Here is a 16,714-nt window from a genome sequence, read left to right as displayed (position 1 = left end):
CCTTTCACAACCTAATGGTGAGCAGAAAAAATGCTCAAGTATCGGGTTGAAGGGGGAAACGTAACTTGAATAAACGATTATTCATGGTACCATTAACAGCCGTCATGACCCTGGGTCTTGCTGCATGTAACAGTGGAGAAGAAAAAGCTCAAGATCGTTATTCAGACTCCTACGAGCCACTCGGCTTCTACTCCAACGAGGGACATGGCGGGGACAACCGGGACGAGAGGGACGGACCTCTGACTGAAATGTATGATCACTCTGCCGGAAAAGAAGGGCAGGATATCCGTCAAAAGAAACGCCAGTTCCTTCAGGTGAGGGACGAGAATGGAAATCCGAAGAACCCGTCCCGGCCACTTGCCGATTATGACAAGAACTTCTTGGCAAGGGACGCCCGTGCGAGTCATGGGGATGCGAACTATCATGGACATCTTGATGATAATACCCGATCTGCAAGAAGATCCTATTATACAGCATATGAAGGGGATCTCGCCGAGAAGATAGGCGATGTGACAGGGAAGGTGGAGAACGTCAGTGACGTTCGTGCCGTCGCCTATGGAACAGATGTCCTCATAGCCATTGAACTGGATGATCATAGTAAAATCGAGGAAACGAAAGCACGTGTTAAAGAAGCCGTGCAGCCTTATCTGAACGGAAGAACGGTTTCAGTGGTGACTGATGAGGGAACATTCAGCCGGGTAAGAAACATTGACAATGATTTACGCGACGGTGGTCCGAGGGACGCTCTCAACTTCGACATGCACGATATGTTCCGGTCAGTGAAAGACCGCATCAACCGTTAACAAGGATGGACTACTTAAAGAGTGAACGCTCTTGGGTAGTCTTTTTTCATGGGGGGAGGTCCGTCCCTAAAAAGTTTGGATATTCCTAACAGGCTTTGGTAAGACTAGTGGATAGAGTATTACATAAATCAAGTTCGAGGTGATCACGATGACGATGAAGGTTCGAATCGTGTTTATGGTGATGTTATTAATCGGTGCGTTTTACTTCACGTTTTTTTATACAGAGGAAAAACAGGCTGCAGACGGCAGTTCCCTGGAGATGCTGAACGAAACCCCTGCTGAGGTTGCTTCCGCCCATACGGTCACGGTAATATTGGAACGCGTGTATCTGGACGGGGAAGTGAGTGAGGAAATCGTGCAGGAAACGATTTGGAGCATGGAAGACTTCTGGGCTGCGTATGAAGACTGGCAGCTGATGGATATGACGGAAGAACAAATCGCGTTCCAGAAGAAGATGGATGATATCTCTCCTCTTCTAAAGACCAATGGCTACTTTGGTATATCGGATAAGGGTGTACTGTCCATCTTTAACGGCAGACCCGGACAGGCGGAAATCATTCAATCCTTCTTCCAGATTGATGTGAAGAAGCTTGAGAGCAAGCGTCACGATGATCTCGTCAAAGGCATCCCCATTAAGTCGAAGCAGGAGTACGAAGAGGTACTTGAACAATATAAACCCTACTCCGTTCCTAAATAAGAGAAGAACCAGTGCATACGCCACTGGTTTTTTTTATTTTACAGATTCCTCTGCCCAATACCCACATTCTTTGATAAAATTAGAACAGGTGTTTCTCTTTCGTCTCCCTTTCCCATCCCATCAAATAGTGATATGATACAATAGATTTTATATGTCTTTTTGAATAGGAATGTGAGACGAAAGAAAAAACAGTAAGTTGTACCATATGGGGAGAGAATGAAATGTATGAATATATAAAAGGGACGGTCAGTCAAGTGGGTCCCGAGTATGTTGTGGTGGAGAATAATGGAATCGGATATCAGTTGTATACCGCGAATCCATTTGTGTATTCAAAATATCAAAATCAAGAGATTCAGATTTTTACATATCAGCATGTAAGGGAAGATCTTATTGCCCTGTACGGGTTCCTTGCCATCGAAGAGAAGCTGCTCTTTATGAAACTATTAAATGTCTCGGGGATCGGGCCAAAGGGAGCCTTGGCGATTTTGGCCTCAGGTGCCCCGCAGCAGGTGATCACGGCCATTGAAGAGGAGAATGAAAGTTTCCTGACGAAGTTCCCTGGTGTCGGGAAGAAGACGGCCCGTCAGATGATCCTGGATTTAAAAGGGAAGCTTCAGGATGTTGTGCCTGATTATTTCCCAAGCCTGTTCTCAGATCATGGGGAGGCGGAAGTATCCCATGGAAAGGATGAGGCATTTGAGGAAGCCATCCTTGCCCTTAAAGCCCTGGGCTACTCTGAACGTGAAATTAAGAAAATCACGCCTAAACTGAAAGGGGAAGGGCATTCGTCAGACGAAATCATCAGGAAAGCCCTTCAACTTCTCTTGAAGTAAGAACTGCTAAGAAAGGAGGAAGTCTAAATGGAAGACAGGATCGTATCAGGTGAATCGGAAATAAATGAAGATTCCTTTGAATATTCCTTGCGTCCTCAGTCAATAAAACAATATATTGGGCAAGATAAGGTAAAGCATAATCTTGAGGTTTTCATTGAAGCGGCAAAGATGCGACAGGAGACCCTGGATCATGTCCTTCTTTACGGGCCGCCGGGATTAGGGAAAACGACCCTGGCCGCCGTCATTGCCAATGAGATGGGTGTGAACATGCGCACCACCTCAGGACCGGCCATCGAGAGACCGGGAGACCTGGCTGCCGTCCTTACGGCACTCGAGCCAGGTGACGTATTGTTCATCGATGAAATCCACCGCCTGCCCCGGGCGATCGAAGAGGTTCTTTATCCTGCAATGGAAGATTTCTGTTTGGATATTGTCATCGGGAATGGTCCCAGTGCACGGTCTGTCCGTTTGGATCTTCCGCCTTTTACGCTGGTGGGGGCGACGACCCGTGCAGGTGCCTTATCGGCTCCCCTTCGAGATCGATTTGGTGTACTATGCCGGTTGGAATATTATAATGAAGAACAGTTGAATGAAATTGTTCAGCGGACAGCCGCGATTCTGAACACGAAAATCGAAGCGACGGCTTCTGAAGAGTTGGCGCGAAGGTCGAGAGGGACCCCGCGTATCGCCAATCGGCTGCTACGGAGGGTAAGGGATTTTGCCCAGGTGAAGGGGAATGGGGATATTACCACAACCCTTTCACGGGAAGCCCTCGAACTCCTTCAGGTCGATAAACTCGGTCTCGATCATATCGACCATAAGCTTCTTAAAGGGATCATCGATCGCTTCAGGGGCGGACCTGTGGGACTCGATACGATTGCAGCAAGCATCGGGGAGGAGTCCCATACGATTGAAGATGTGTACGAGCCATACCTTTTGCAAATTGGATTCATCCAGCGGACGCCGAGAGGGAGGATCGTCACTCATCTTGTGTATGACCATTTCCAACTGGAGGTGCCGGACAATTGACAGGGCTGCCTAAATTAGTCATGATCATCGGCGCGATCATCCTTGTGATCGGCTTCCTTATGCAATTCATCAAAATAGGGAAGTTGCCGGGTGACATCATTATCAAAAAAGAAAATGCGACATTTTATTTTCCACTTATGACTTCTATTCTGATAAGTGTTATACTTTCCGTTGTCTTTTATTTCATCGGGAGATTTAAATAGGATTCATGAGTGAGATTTACATAAGCCAGGTGACGAACTGTGAAAGTAGAAGATTTTGATTTTCATTTACCAGAAGAACTGATTGCCCAGACTCCTCTTGAGAACCGTTCCGAGAGCAGGCTGATGGTATTGGATAAAGAAGATGGTTCCATGGATCATATCCGTTTCAAACAGATCACTGAGTTCCTCGGGGAAGGGGACTGTCTCGTCCTGAATGATACAAGAGTATTGCCGGCACGCCTTTTTGGACAAAAAGAAGATACAGGTGCCAATATTGAAGTGCTCCTTCTGAAACAGGAAGACGGCGACAAGTGGGAGACACTTGTGAAGCCGGCAAAACGGATCCGTGTCGGAACGGAGATCGTTTTCGGGGACGGGAAATTAAGGGCAACTTGCGTTGACTTGAAGGATCACGGTGGAAGAATCCTTGAATTCCGATATGAAGGGATTTTTTACGAAGTATTGGATGAATTGGGTGAAATGCCACTGCCGCCGTACATCCGTGAACGATTGGAAGAACAGGACCGCTACCAGACGGTGTTTGCCAGGGAAAGGGGCTCAGCGGCTGCTCCGACTGCAGGTCTCCACTTTACGGAAGAACTGTTGGATGAGCTGAAGGAAAAAGGTGTACACATCGCTTTCATCACCCTTCATGTGGGACTCGGAACGTTCAGGCCGGTTTCCGTCGAGACGATTGAAGATCATGATATGCATGCCGAGTTCTATCAGGTATCCGAAGGGACCGCCCGCCTCTTAAATGAGGTAAGAGCAAATGGAGGCAAGATCATAACGGTCGGAACAACCTCCACCCGCACACTTGAAACCATTGCATCCAAGCATGGAACTTTTGTTGAAGAGAATGGATGGACGAATATTTTCATTTATCCAGGCTATGAGTTTAAAGGGATTGATGGGCTGATCACAAATTTCCACTTACCGAAGTCGACCCTGATCATGCTGGTCAGCGCCTTTGCGGGGCAGGACAACGTGATGCATGCCTATGAAACCGCCGTTAAAGAGAAGTACCGCTTCTTCAGTTTTGGAGATGCGATGTTGATTAAATAATGAATGATTGAAAACCCAATGGAAATTGGAAGGAGAATTCCCAAGTTGACTGCAATAACATATGAATTGATTAAAACATGTAAACAAACCGGTGCAAGACTGGGCCGCGTCCATACGCCACACGGTTCATTCGAAACGCCTGCCTTCATGCCCGTAGGAACCATGGCTACTGTAAAAACGATGTCTCCGGAGGATCTGAAATCCATGGAATCCGGCATCATCCTTAGTAATACGTATCATTTATGGCTGCGTCCCGGCCATGAAATCATAAGGGAAGCAGGCGGCCTCCATAAATTCATGAACTGGGATCGCGCCATCTTGACCGATTCAGGCGGTTTCCAAGTGTTCAGCTTGAGTAAGCTCCGCCAGATTGAAGAAGAAGGAGTCCATTTCCGTCATCACTTGAACGGGGATAAACTCTTCCTCAGTCCGGAGAAAGCGATGGAGATACAGAATGCGCTGGGCTCTGATATCATGATGGCATTCGATGAATGTCCACCGTATCCTGCCGAATATGAGTATATGAAGAGTTCTGTAGAGCGTACCACGCGATGGGCAGAGCGTTGTCTAAATGCCCACGAGCGCCCTCAGGATCAAGGATTATTCGGTATCGTCCAAGGCGGAGAATACGAAGAACTGAGGAAGCAAAGTGCCCGCGACCTTGTATCCATGGATTTCCCTGGATATGCAGTCGGTGGACTTTCTGTCGGTGAGCCTAAGGACGTCATGAATCGCGTGCTTGATTTCACAACGCCACACCTTCCGTCGGATAAGCCCCGCTATCTGATGGGTGTCGGATCTCCTGATTCACTGATCGATGGTTCGATGCGCGGAATCGATATGTTCGATTGTGTCCTTCCGACCCGTATCGCCCGTAACGGAACGCTTATGACAAGTGAAGGCCGTCTGGTCGTGAAGAACGCAAAGTATGCAAGGGATTTCAGACCGATCGATGAGAATTGCGACTGCTATACGTGTAAAAATTATAGCCGTGCCTATATCCGTCACTTAATCAAATGTGACGAAACGTTCGGAATTCGCCTTACGACTTATCATAACCTTCATTTTCTGTTAAAATTGATGGAGCAAGTCAGACAAGCGATTCGTGAAGATCGTCTAGGAGACTTTAGGAAAGAATTTTTCGAGCAGTACGGCTTCAACCGTCCTGATGCGAAAAACTTCTAAAAGCCATAATAATAAAGAATGCACTTGAAAGGAGGGGAAAAAGAATGGGAGGAAGTTTAGGAACAATACTACCTTTGATATTAATGTTCGTTCTGTTTTACTTTTTACTGATCCGTCCTCAGCAAAAGCGTCAAAAAGCGGTCTCGAAAATGCAAAATGAGCTTGCGAAGGGTGATAGAATCATCACGATCGGCGGTTTACACGGATCAATCGATGCTATCGAAGAAGGTAAAGTAGTCATCCTGTGTGGTGACGGCAGCCGTCTTACATATGATCGTAATGCGATCAGGGAAGTCATCAGAGCAGAGCAGGTATAATTAAAAAAGGGTTTCTCTCCATGTGCCTAGGCACGTGAAAGAGGGACCCTTTTTTTATTTTGCGGATGGACTAGCCCTCCCTCGGACCGCCACTCATGTTTACTCCAAGGATTCCCCCCATCATGGCCGTCAGGATATAGCAGCCGTGATAGATCAGCTGTTCGATTGAAAACAGGCTATCGTATCCCAGGTATTGAAATAAGAAAATGACGAGGGTGTAAATGAGTCCTGTCGAACCTCCAAGCACCCAGCCTTTTGTCTTTCCTTTTCCACCTGACATAAATCCACCAACAAACAAAGAAAGAAATGAAATGATCGTGACAAACATTGTGATGGAGCTTTCAGTAAGATTGGTAAACCGGAGCAATAATGAGAATAATAAACTTGCGGCAATCGCTATGACAAATATGGTGGTCGTCCCGTAAAGGACGGCACCACCCATTTTTTTTGCTTCGATGACGGTCCTCTCCCTTCTAAATCGATAATTTTATTCCGTATTAGTACAAGCATATTCATCGCAATGGTAAAAAAGACTAGAAATTTTATGTGGTCAAGCCTCATAGACTAGTATGAATCTTCCTGGAAAAGGTGGGGCTGTGACCATGTCTCCGATAATTCCCACAATATCCGTATACTTTAAATACATCCGTCCATGGGTGGATAAAAATTCCTCCGATTTATTTTCTCCTTCTGTCGATACTACATAATGACATGTGTATGGGAGGGAAAAGTAGTGGAGGAATATTTTATCATCATTTTACGCACTCTTTTTCTTTATGTTATGATCATCTTCATTTTTAGAATCATGGGTAAAAGGGAAATCGGGGAACTGAGCATCCTGGATCTGGTCGTATTCATGATGATTGCCGAGATGGCGGTCATGGCCATTGAAGAACCGGAGGATCCCATCATTCATACAGTGCTGCCCATGGGGATCATCGTCCTCGTCCAGATCCTGTTTGCATGGTTTTCCCTCAGGTCTAAGTCTTTTCGGGAATTACTTGACGGAAAACCCACCGTCATAATCCACAATGGAAAAATCGACGACAAAGCAATGAAGAAACAGCGTTATAATTATGATGATTTACTTCTTCAATTAAGAGAAAAAGATATCTTTAATGTGGCAGATGTTGAATTTGCGATTTTAGAGCCATCCGGGAACCTATCTGTCCTTCAGAAAGATAAAAAGACTCCGCATTCCCTGACACTTCCGCTGATCCTCGATGGACAGGTCCAAACCACCCATCTCGACATGATCGGAAAAACGTCCTTCTGGTTACGGAAAGAACTGAGAGAACGCGGATTCAAAAACGTACACGAAATCTCCTTCTGCAGCTTCCAAAACGGACAATTTTACATTGATGAAAAAAACAAATAAAAAAACTCCTCAACAAAATGTTAAGGAGTATTTTTATTTGGGGAGACTATGGAGTGATGAATCGCCGGATGAACGGGATCCTGACAAGGTCGGTTTTCACGATGAGCTTGAGGGTGATGGAGAGCACGGTGTAAAGCGCCGTCGAAGTCAGGACGCCGAATAGCAAGCGGAAAACGGTGGACTGACCATCAACTAAATAAAGATAAGAAAAGTGCCCCCATACTCCGGTAATCAACAGGACTAAGACCGTCTTCACGTAATCCTTGGCATAAATCGTCATCGGAATATATTTCAGGATGGTCATGAAATGAAGCAGGGTCACGAGCAGGAACCCGGTGACAATCCCGAGAGCCGCACCGTTGATGCCAAAAGCCGGCTGTGAAGCGAGAACAAAGATGACACCGGTCTTCACCACGGCACCTATCAGGCTGTTGATCATGGCGGCCCTTGCCAGATTCAACGCCTGGAGCACGGCCTGCAATGGCCCCTGATAGTAATAAAATAAAAAGAAAGGGGCCATGATCATCAAGAAACCTGCTCCGTTTTCATTCCCGTACATGACCTGCATGAGCGGCTTTGCATAAACGTAGAGGATGACGACGGAAATCCCACCGGTGATTAAACAGAACCTTAGGGCCTGCTGAAGCCGGTGTTCGATTAAGGCGAAATTTTTTTGAGAGTTGGCTTCACTAATGGCCGGGACAAGAGATTGCGATAATGAAAGGGTCACGAATGATGGAAGGAACAGGAGGGGAAGGGCATATCCCGTCAAGGAACCATACTGTTTCGTTGCCATCCCAGCTGCCACCCCGGCGATGGCAAGGCTGTTTGCCACCACGATCGGTTCAAAAAACCATGCAATCGACCCGATCATCCTGCTGCCAGTCGCCGGCAGGGCCACACTCATGAGTTCATTAAAGGTTTCCCGGCCATTCTTGATCGAGGTAAAGAAGTTGCGCCTGATCTTGAATTTTTTCTTCAACTTGAAACTTGCGAACAAATATAGTAGGGAGGCGAGTTCCCCGAGAACCGACGCCACCATGGCAGCGGCTGCTGCGTATTCAATCCCGTAAGGAAGGAAAGTTTTGGTCAATACGGCAATCAGGGTGATGCGGACCACCTGTTCGATGACTTGGGAATAAGCGGAAGGTTTCATGTTCTGTCTTCCCTGGAAGTAGCCGCGGATCACAGAAGAGATCGCCACGATCGGAATGATCGGGGCAATGGCCACCAATGGGTAGTAAATTCGATCATCCGTAAATAAGACGTCTGTTAAATAGGGCGCGAGCAGGATGAGTGCCGGGGTGAAGATGAGGGATAGCCCCATGGTAATGGAAAGGGAGACCACCAATATTTTTTTTACCTTCCGGATATCTCCCTTTGACTCTGCTTCGGCCACATTTTTTGAGATCGCTACAGGGAGCCCCAGTTGAGTGATGGTGATGACGAGTATGAGGGTAGGGAAAGCCATCATGAAAAGGCCGACACCTTCTTCTCCGATGAATCTGGCAACGACGATGCGGTTCACGAACCCTAATATCCTGGTTATAAAGGCGGCCATCATTAAGATCATGGTGCCTTTCAGAAATTTTGACATAAAATTCCCTGCCTTCTCAAAATTGGTATTATCGTATACAATGATGTATATGCATAAGGGTGGACAAAGCATGACAAGTAGTGAACAATTCGGGCTGAATATAGCTCAAATGGGGTGGACGGGGAATGAAGAAAAATCAGCATCCTTACGATCGTTTTTATGAATCATTAGTACCAGCGCTTGTAAGCAAAGTAGAAGAATTTGAAATTCTTGGATACGGAAAGGCAGACGCTGGCCGCCTATGGTCCTACTTAACGAAGAAGAAATGGAAGAAGCCTGAAGTGGATGTAAAGCTCTTTCAGTTAGTGAGTGATGTGTTGACGGTCAAGCCTGGAGAGTATATGAGTTTTGAAACGATCGAAGCGTACAGGTCTCCCAATTGGTTTGCAGAAGTGAATGAAGAAGAGTTGAACGAGCTTCTTCGCCCGAATAAGAATGGAAAATAGCCTGAAAAGAAATTGACAGTCATTTCTTTCTCATAGATAATGAGAATGCCCGAAGAATTTAGGAATTATATTACTTTTTGAAGCACATAGTTCGCATGGTTTTTTAAAACGGCAAGGAGGATCTATACATAATGGTAAAGCGCGGCCGAATCATTGCCTTCTTTATACTTGTGGTATTGCTTGCAGGTACTATGGGAGGAACAACGAAGAGTATTGTAGATAACATTAAACTGGGATTGGACCTACAGGGCGGATTTGAAGTTCTTTATGAAGTTCAGCCGATCAAAAAAGGCCAGGAAATCACGAAAGAGACCGTTGCTAATACAGCCGATGCACTCGACAGGCGTATTAACGTATTGGGTGTCAGTGAACCGAATATCCAAATCGAAGACGGGAACCGCATCCGTGTTCAATTGGCTGGTGTCGAGGACCAGAACGAAGCAAGGGAAATCCTCTCCACTCAAGCCAATCTGACGTTCCGTGACGTAAACGATAAAGTCCGTCTGGACGGATCGGATCTTGCATCCAATTCTGCGAAGCAAACGTTTGATGACAAAAATAATCCAATCGTTTCATTAAAATTAAAAGATCGCTCGAAATTCTATGAATTAACGAAAGATATTTCTGCTATGGCTCCACAGAACAAGCTTGTTATCTGGCTGGATTTCGAGGAAGGGAAAGATTCTTACAAAGCTGAAGTAGGGAAGGAAGACCCGAAATTCATCTCCGACCCGGCGGTAAGAAAGCCAATCAACTCGGATGAAGTCATCATTGAAGGGAACTTCACGGTTGAGAGGGCACAGAATCTTGCGTCCCTTCTAAATGCCGGGGCACTTCCGGTCAAACTGGAGGAGAAATATTCAACTTCAGTGGGAGCGCAATTCGGTCAGCAGGCATTGGATAAGACAGTGACTGCGGGGATCATCGGGATTGCCATCATTTTCTTATTCATGATTGCATACTACCGTTTCCCTGGACTGATCGCCACGATCACCCTTTCAGTATACATTTACTTGATTCTGTTGATTTTCGATATGATGAACGGGGTCCTGACGCTGCCGGGAATCGCAGCCCTCATCCTTGGTGTGGGTATGGCGGTTGACGCGAACATCATCACGTATGAACGGATCAAAGAAGAAATGCGGGTCGGGAAGCCGATACGCTCTGCATTCCAGGCCGGTAACAAATCGTCCTTCTTAACGATCCTGGATGCCAACGTGACGACGATCCTTGCCGCTGCTGTTCTATTCTTCTACGGAAATAGCTCGGTTAAAGGATTTGCGACGATGCTGATCGTCAGTATCCTGACAAGCTTCATCACGGCGGTATGGGGCTCGCGTCTATTAATGAGCCTTTGGGTCCACAGCCGCATCTTTAATAAAAAGCCGGGCTGGTTCGGTGTGAAAAAATCCGAAATCAAGGATCTGTCGGAGAATTATGATACGCTGGATCTGCCTACCCGCTTCGACCGATTTGATTTTGCTGGACAGCGTAAGAAGTTTTTCGCATTTTCAGCTGTACTCCTCACGGCGGGGATCATCATTCTGGCCATCTTCAGACTGAATCTTGGAATCGACTTTGTCAGTGGTTCCCGTATGGAAATCCTGGCTGATCAGAGCCTGAAGACGGAACAGGTCCAAGATGAACTGAAAGAAATAAAACTGCCTTCTGAAGATGTCGTCATTTCGGGTGATAAAGAAAACATCGCCGTTGTCCGCTACACGGATGACTTGAATAAGAACGATATCGCAAAGTTGAAAGATCACTTTAACGAGCTTTATGGAGCTGAACCGAGTATCAGTACCGTATCTCCTGTGATCGGCAAGGAACTCGCAAAGAACGCCATGATTGCTTTGGCGATTGCCTCCATCGGGATCATTATTTACGTAACACTCCGTTTCGAATGGAGAATGGCTTTGGGAGCAATCCTTGCCCTTATGCATGATGCATTCTTTATCATTGCATTCTTCAGCTTGACCAGGCTCGAAGTGGATATCACATTCATTGCAGCCGTCCTGACGATTGTCGGTTATTCGATCAATGATACGATCGTTACCTTTGACAGGCTCCGGGAGAATCTTCATAAGAAACGCCGTTTGAAGACCGATAAAGACATTGAAGAGGTAGTGAACCAAAGTATCAGACAGACGATGGGCCGTTCAGTCAATACAGTATTGACTGTCGTGTTCACGGTCATTGCACTCATGATCTTCGGAAGTGAGTCGATCCGTAACTTCTCCATCGCTTTATTGGTCGGGTTGATTTCAGGTACCTATTCTTCCGTATTCATCGCTTCCCAGGTATGGCTCGTGATGAAGAAGAAAGAACTGAAGAAAAAAGGAACCATCAAGACCGTAAAAGAAAAGAAAACGTGGTCGGATGAACCGCAAGTATAATAACCATCAAGAGGTCCGGGAAGTATTTCTTCCCGGACCTGTCTTTTTTTGTTTTTTTACGCCATTGGGTTACACTAATAGAAGTCATAAGGGAGGCGACGCGAATGAATCATGAGGATCGTTTTAAAAAAGCGGAATTTGCCGCCATGATCGGTGTGGTGGGCAATATTGTACTGGCGGTAATAAAGTGGGCGGCCGGTATCATGGGGAATAGTAGGGCGCTGATTGCCGATGCGGTTCACTCTGCATCGGATGTAGCAGGATCCCTTGCTGTCTTTATCGGTTTGCGTGCTGCCAAGCAGCCCCCTGACCAGGATCATCCTTATGGTCACGGAAAGGCGGAGTCCATTGCGGCCATCATCGTGGCCGTACTGTTGTTCCTTGTGGGGATCGAAATTGGGAAATCATCGATTGAATCCTTTTTTCACCCTCTCACCCCGCCGACAGCGATTGCGATTTATGCGGTCATTTTCTCCATCATCGTGAAAGAAGCGATGTTTCAATACAAATATCGGTTGGGTAAAAGGTTAAAGAGTGATGCATTGATCGTGAATGCATACGAGCATCGTTCGGATGTATTCTCTTCCATCGCAGCACTTGTCGGGATTTCAGCTTCCATCCTTGGCGGGAAGTTCGATATCGGCTGGCTTGTTTATGCGGACCCTGTTGCAGGAATATTCGTTTCCCTGCTTGTCCTCAGGATGGCCTGGCATCTGGGAGCGGAATCCATACATACGACCCTCGATCACGTTATGCATGACGAGGATGTACTGCCTTTCCGAAAAATTGTGGAGACCGTCCCGGAAGTGAAAGAAATCAATGAGCTTCATGCAAGGGAACATGGACACTACGTCATCATCGATTTGAAAATCAGTGTCGATCCTTACATGACAGTAGAGGAAGGTCATCGCGTCGGGAAGAGAGTCAAAGAAAAGCTCTTGGGAGAATCGAATGTGAATGATGTTTTTATACATATCAATCCATTCAATCCTGCTTCTGAAGAAAGTGATGATCAAATAGACTTAACTTAAAGGGAGGGAAGTCTCATGAAGTTTCAATGGACTCTATTATTAGGTATTTTCTTTGCGCTGGTGGTATCGATTTTCGCAGTCATCAACGTCGATCCGGTCACCGTCAATTATCTGTTCGGTGAATCCGACTGGCCTCTTATATTAGTTATTCTCGGATCTGTCTTGATGGGTGGTATCATCATCGGTTCCGTAGGGCTGTTCCGATTATTCGTCGTCCAGCGGAGGGTTAAATCCCTTGAAAAAGAAAATATGTTATTGAGGGAACAGACAGAGGGAATGCATAAAGAAAAAACCGAAGATATCCCGTTAAAAAAACGAGCCCCGGATTCAGTAGGGGAAGCAGGGGAGTAAATGAGTCTGGTGGCTGTTGCCGCCGGGCTTTTTTTGTTTTTGTGCGGACGCCTATCGTCGGTTATTTTTGTATGAAAAAGTCATTTGGCTGAATTTAGTTAGATTTCGGCCTGATTTTTAACCGTAACGGCTGGATAATGGCGGAAACCCGCCGGATTATTCACGATATCGGCTGGTTTTTCACAAAAAACGGCTGGATTTCAACCGAGGGACATCAGAGACGACGTCCCCTCACCATTTTTCCCCATCTTTTTATCAGGGTCTCATTTAGATTGAAACAACCCCCTCACTTTTGTATAATGAGTAAGGCTGAGGGGTGAACGTATGTTAAAATCAAAAACACGTTGGACATTGACAGAAACAGATGAACATAAAATAGCAGAATTGGCAAATGAACTAAAAGTACCTTCGCTTGTAGCGAAATTATTGATAAACCGGGACTTGGATGATGTCGAAGAAGCCAGGAATTTTTTATTTGATTCAGGCGACTCATTTCACGATCCATTTTTATTTGAAGATATGAAGAAAGCAACGGAACGGATCCACAAAGCCATTGAGAACGGGGAAAGAATTCTCGTTTATGGTGACTATGATGCAGATGGAGTCAGCAGTACATCGGTCATGATGACCGTACTGAGAGATTTGGGGGCTATGGTGGAATTTTATATCCCGAACCGGTTCAGTGAAGGATATGGACCCAATGAGGGGGCGTTCCGCTGGGCCAAGGATGAGGAATTCTCACTCATCATCACGGTCGATACAGGAATCTCTGCCGTGAACGAAGCCAGGCTCGCGAAAGAGCTAGGGATCGATCTGATCATTACAGACCACCATGAACCTGGACCCGAATTACCGGAAACGTATGCTCTCCTACATCCAAAGGTGGGAGAAGTAGCATATCCATTTGGAGAACTTGCCGGTGTAGGGGTTGCATTTAAATTGGCCCATGCCCTTTATGGTGAGCTGCCAAGTCATTTACTGGATCTTGCGGCGATTGGAACCATTGCGGATCTCGTTCCCTTGAGAGGGGAAAACCGCCTTCTGGCTAAACGGGGTCTTGCCGAACTTCGTGTTTCAAACCGGTTGGGGATTAAAGCTTTATGTAAAATCGCCAATGCGAAGCAGCATGAAATCACCGAAGAGACGGTCGGCTTCATGATCGCTCCACGGATTAATGCCGTTGGTCGTTTAGGTGATGCCGATCCGGCCGTCGATCTCATGCTTACTGAAGATGACGAAGAGGCTAAGGCACTGGCGGAAGAAATTGACGGCTTGAATAAAGAGAGACAGGCAATCGTCGCTCAAATGACCGAGGAAGCCGTTGAGATGGTGGAGAGAGATTTTCCATTGAAGGATAACCATGTACTTGTCATCGGAAAGGAAGGCTGGAATCCCGGAGTGGTCGGCATTGTGGCTTCACGTCTGGTGGACAGGTTTTACCGTCCGACCATCGTGCTTAGCTACGACTTGGAAAAAGGAACGGCGAAAGGGTCTGCGAGAAGCATCGTAGGATTTGATTTATTCAAAAACCTTTCAACCTGCCGGGATATCCTTCCCCACTTCGGTGGCCACCCAATGGCTGCGGGCATGACGCTGCAATTGGACGATGTAGCTCAGTTGAGAAACCAGTTAAATGAACTGGCCGGGACGGATCTGACACCGGAAGACTTCATCCCGGTCACACAACTCGATGCTCCCGTGACAGTGGACGAAATCTCTGTGGAGTCCATTGAAAAGCTTCAGCTTTTGGCACCTTTTGGGATGAAGAATCCAAAGCCTAAGTGGATCATCGATCATGTGAGCATCGAGCACTATAAAAAAATCGGGTCTGCACAAAATCACCTTAAGCTCGTTTTAGAAGACAAAGGAGTCCAACTAGACGGTGTAGGCTTCGGACTCGGTGAATTGGCAGATCACATGACGCCATTTTCAAATGCGTCCGTCATTGGTGAATTATCCATCAATGAGTGGAACAACCGCAAAAAGCCTCAGGTGTTTTTACATGATGTGAAAATCGATCATTGGCAATTATTTGATGTGAGGGGAATTAAGCAGGTCCATAAGTGGAACGGACTCATCCCTGAAGAAAATAAGAAAATGGTTTGTTTTCATTCATCCACGTTGGACAAACTGAACCTGCCGAAAGAGGAGGTCATCCTCTTGGAGGAAAGCTCGACGCTTGATGGATTATCAACGGATAAAGCAAGCCTTGTGCTGTTGGATCTGCCGAATTCCAAGCCTTTACTTGAAGAGCTTTTGAAGAAGGGGCGTCCTCATCGGATCTATGCTCATTTCTTCCAGGAGGAAGATCATTTCTTCAGTACAATGCCGACCCGGGACCATTTCAAATGGTACTATGGATTTTTAACCAAACGGGGATCGTTCGATGTCAATAAGCATGGCGATGACCTGGCCAAATATAAAGGCTGGTCAAAAGAAACAATCGATTTTATGTCACAGGTGTTTTTTGATTTGAAGTTTGTTACAATAGACAATGGATTTATTTCTCTTAATCCTGAGAAAACCAAGAAAGATCTTTCTGAATCTCGAACATATCAGAAGAAACAACAACAATACGAACTCGAAAACGAATTGTTATATTCTTCCTATCAAGAGTTGAAGACTTGGTTTAATGAAAGGATAGAAGAGTCTGTTACAATTGAGGAGGAAGTAGAAGCATGGACTTAAAACAATATGTTACAATCGTTGAGAATTGGCCAAAAGAAGGGATTAAGTTTAAAGACATCACACCCCTTATGGATAATGGTGATGCTTATAGATATGCTACAGACCAAATCGTTGAATATGCAAAAGAAAAGCAGATTGACCTGATTGTAGGACCTGAAGCCCGTGGATTCATCATCGGATGCCCAGTCGCTTATGCACTCGGTATAGGCTTTGCCCCTGTCCGTAAACCTGGTAAATTACCACGTGAAACGATTCAGAAGGAATACGGCCTTGAGTACGGTAAAGATGCGTTGACCATCCATAAAGATGCCATCAAGCCCGGCCAGCGTGTTCTGATCACGGACGATTTACTGGCAACCGGCGGAACGATCGAAGCAACGATCAAGCTTGTGGAAGAACTGGGTGGAATCGTTGCAGGGACTGCGTTCTTAATTGAACTTACGTACCTTGACGGCCGCGACAAACTTGAGAACTATGATATAATGACATTAATGCAATACTAAATTCGATTATTAAAACTGACTTTGTGATATACTGAAATAAGGGACTGACAACTGGTTAAAGTGTCAGCCCTTATTTTTTTAATTTCAAGAAGAATAGAATCGACATTTATCGACAAAATCAGATGGATTCTGAGAATTTTCTGCTAAACCCTTTACAGAAGCTCTTTTTTTTTTGATAATAGTAACAATCAT

The 16,714-nt window shown here is 45.8% G+C and carries 17 protein-coding genes; 15 read left to right on the top strand and 2 right to left on the bottom strand.

Features of this window, described 5'->3' with window-relative positions; translation table 11 throughout:
- Positions 1-65: 65 nt before the first annotated feature.
- The 8 genes from AC0VXY_RS15310 to yajC all read left to right on the top strand — a co-directional run bounded on the left by AC0VXY_RS15310 (position 66) and on the right by yajC (position 6,132).
- On the top strand, positions 66-803 hold the full coding sequence (locus AC0VXY_RS15310; RefSeq protein ID WP_435990019.1) for a YhcN/YlaJ family sporulation lipoprotein: 738 nt from the start codon (positions 66-68) through the stop codon (positions 801-803).
- Positions 804-951: 148 nt separating this feature from the next.
- On the top strand, positions 952-1,500 hold the full coding sequence (locus AC0VXY_RS15305; RefSeq protein ID WP_475525740.1) for a BofC C-terminal domain-containing protein: 549 nt from the start codon (positions 952-954) through the stop codon (positions 1,498-1,500).
- A 221-nt stretch (positions 1,501-1,721) separates the two neighbouring features.
- Positions 1,722-2,333, top strand: coding sequence for a Holliday junction branch migration protein RuvA (ruvA, locus tag AC0VXY_RS15300; protein ID WP_475525739.1), 612 nt, complete (start codon positions 1,722-1,724; stop codon positions 2,331-2,333).
- 27 nt (positions 2,334-2,360) lie between these two features.
- Positions 2,361-3,362: a Holliday junction branch migration DNA helicase RuvB gene (ruvB, locus tag AC0VXY_RS15295; protein WP_475525738.1), complete on the top strand. Its 1,002-nt coding sequence runs from the start codon at positions 2,361-2,363 to the stop codon at positions 3,360-3,362.
- A complete protein-coding gene (locus tag AC0VXY_RS15290; protein ID WP_079531786.1) occupies positions 3,359-3,565 on the top strand; it encodes a DUF2905 domain-containing protein in 207 nt (68 codons plus the stop codon). Before ruvB ends, AC0VXY_RS15290 begins: the two co-directional genes overlap by 4 nt.
- A gap of 39 nt (positions 3,566-3,604) precedes the next feature.
- A complete protein-coding gene (queA, locus tag AC0VXY_RS15285; protein ID WP_475525737.1) occupies positions 3,605-4,630 on the top strand; it encodes a tRNA preQ1(34) S-adenosylmethionine ribosyltransferase-isomerase QueA in 1,026 nt (341 codons plus the stop codon).
- 45 nt (positions 4,631-4,675) lie between these two features.
- Positions 4,676-5,815, top strand: coding sequence for a tRNA guanosine(34) transglycosylase Tgt (tgt, locus tag AC0VXY_RS15280; RefSeq protein WP_475525736.1), 1,140 nt, complete (start codon positions 4,676-4,678; stop codon positions 5,813-5,815).
- A 44-nt stretch (positions 5,816-5,859) separates the two neighbouring features.
- The gene (yajC, locus tag AC0VXY_RS15275) at positions 5,860-6,132 is read left to right on the top strand and encodes a preprotein translocase subunit YajC (RefSeq protein WP_279724368.1); all 273 of its coding nucleotides are present in this window, start codon (positions 5,860-5,862) and stop codon (positions 6,130-6,132) included.
- Positions 6,133-6,202: 70 nt separating this feature from the next.
- On the opposite strand, the gene AC0VXY_RS15270 is transcribed toward yajC, so the two are convergent.
- A complete protein-coding gene (locus tag AC0VXY_RS15270; protein ID WP_475525735.1) occupies positions 6,203-6,574 on the bottom strand; it encodes a TIGR04086 family membrane protein in 372 nt (123 codons plus the stop codon).
- A 291-nt stretch (positions 6,575-6,865) separates the two neighbouring features.
- On the opposite strand from AC0VXY_RS15270, the gene AC0VXY_RS15265 reads away from it, so the two are divergent.
- Entirely contained in the window at positions 6,866-7,510 is a 645-nt protein-coding gene (locus AC0VXY_RS15265) for a DUF421 domain-containing protein (RefSeq protein WP_435990027.1), read from the top strand.
- A 46-nt stretch (positions 7,511-7,556) separates the two neighbouring features.
- On the opposite strand, the gene spoVB is transcribed toward AC0VXY_RS15265, so the two are convergent.
- Positions 7,557-9,107, bottom strand: a complete 1,551-nt coding sequence (gene spoVB, locus AC0VXY_RS15260) for a stage V sporulation protein B (protein WP_475525734.1) — start codon at positions 9,105-9,107, stop codon at positions 7,557-7,559.
- 125 nt (positions 9,108-9,232) lie between these two features.
- Between spoVB and AC0VXY_RS15255 the strand changes: the two genes are divergently transcribed.
- The 6 genes from AC0VXY_RS15255 to AC0VXY_RS15230 all read left to right on the top strand — a co-directional run bounded on the left by AC0VXY_RS15255 (position 9,233) and on the right by AC0VXY_RS15230 (position 16,522).
- Positions 9,233-9,553, top strand: coding sequence for a post-transcriptional regulator (locus tag AC0VXY_RS15255; protein WP_475525733.1), 321 nt, complete (start codon positions 9,233-9,235; stop codon positions 9,551-9,553).
- Positions 9,554-9,684: 131 nt separating this feature from the next.
- Positions 9,685-11,949, top strand: coding sequence for a protein translocase subunit SecDF (gene secDF, locus AC0VXY_RS15250; RefSeq protein ID WP_475525732.1), 2,265 nt, complete (start codon positions 9,685-9,687; stop codon positions 11,947-11,949).
- A 104-nt stretch (positions 11,950-12,053) separates the two neighbouring features.
- The gene (locus AC0VXY_RS15245; protein ID WP_475525731.1) at positions 12,054-12,980 is read left to right on the top strand and encodes a cation diffusion facilitator family transporter; all 927 of its coding nucleotides are present in this window, start codon (positions 12,054-12,056) and stop codon (positions 12,978-12,980) included.
- A 15-nt stretch (positions 12,981-12,995) separates the two neighbouring features.
- Positions 12,996-13,331 (top strand): LapA family protein, encoded by a 336-nt coding sequence (locus AC0VXY_RS15240; protein ID WP_435990032.1) that lies wholly within the window; start codon positions 12,996-12,998, stop codon positions 13,329-13,331.
- 324 nt (positions 13,332-13,655) lie between these two features.
- Positions 13,656-16,019 (top strand): single-stranded-DNA-specific exonuclease RecJ, encoded by a 2,364-nt coding sequence (gene recJ, locus AC0VXY_RS15235; RefSeq protein WP_475525730.1) that lies wholly within the window; start codon positions 13,656-13,658, stop codon positions 16,017-16,019.
- On the top strand, positions 16,010-16,522 hold the full coding sequence (locus tag AC0VXY_RS15230; RefSeq protein ID WP_475525729.1) for an adenine phosphoribosyltransferase: 513 nt from the start codon (positions 16,010-16,012) through the stop codon (positions 16,520-16,522). Before recJ ends, AC0VXY_RS15230 begins: the two co-directional genes overlap by 10 nt.
- The last annotated feature ends 192 nt before the right edge of the window (positions 16,523-16,714 follow it).

This window comes from Rossellomorea sp. QJM3NY_18, assembly GCF_056173145.1.
This window is presented reverse-complemented; position numbering and strand designations above follow the sequence as displayed.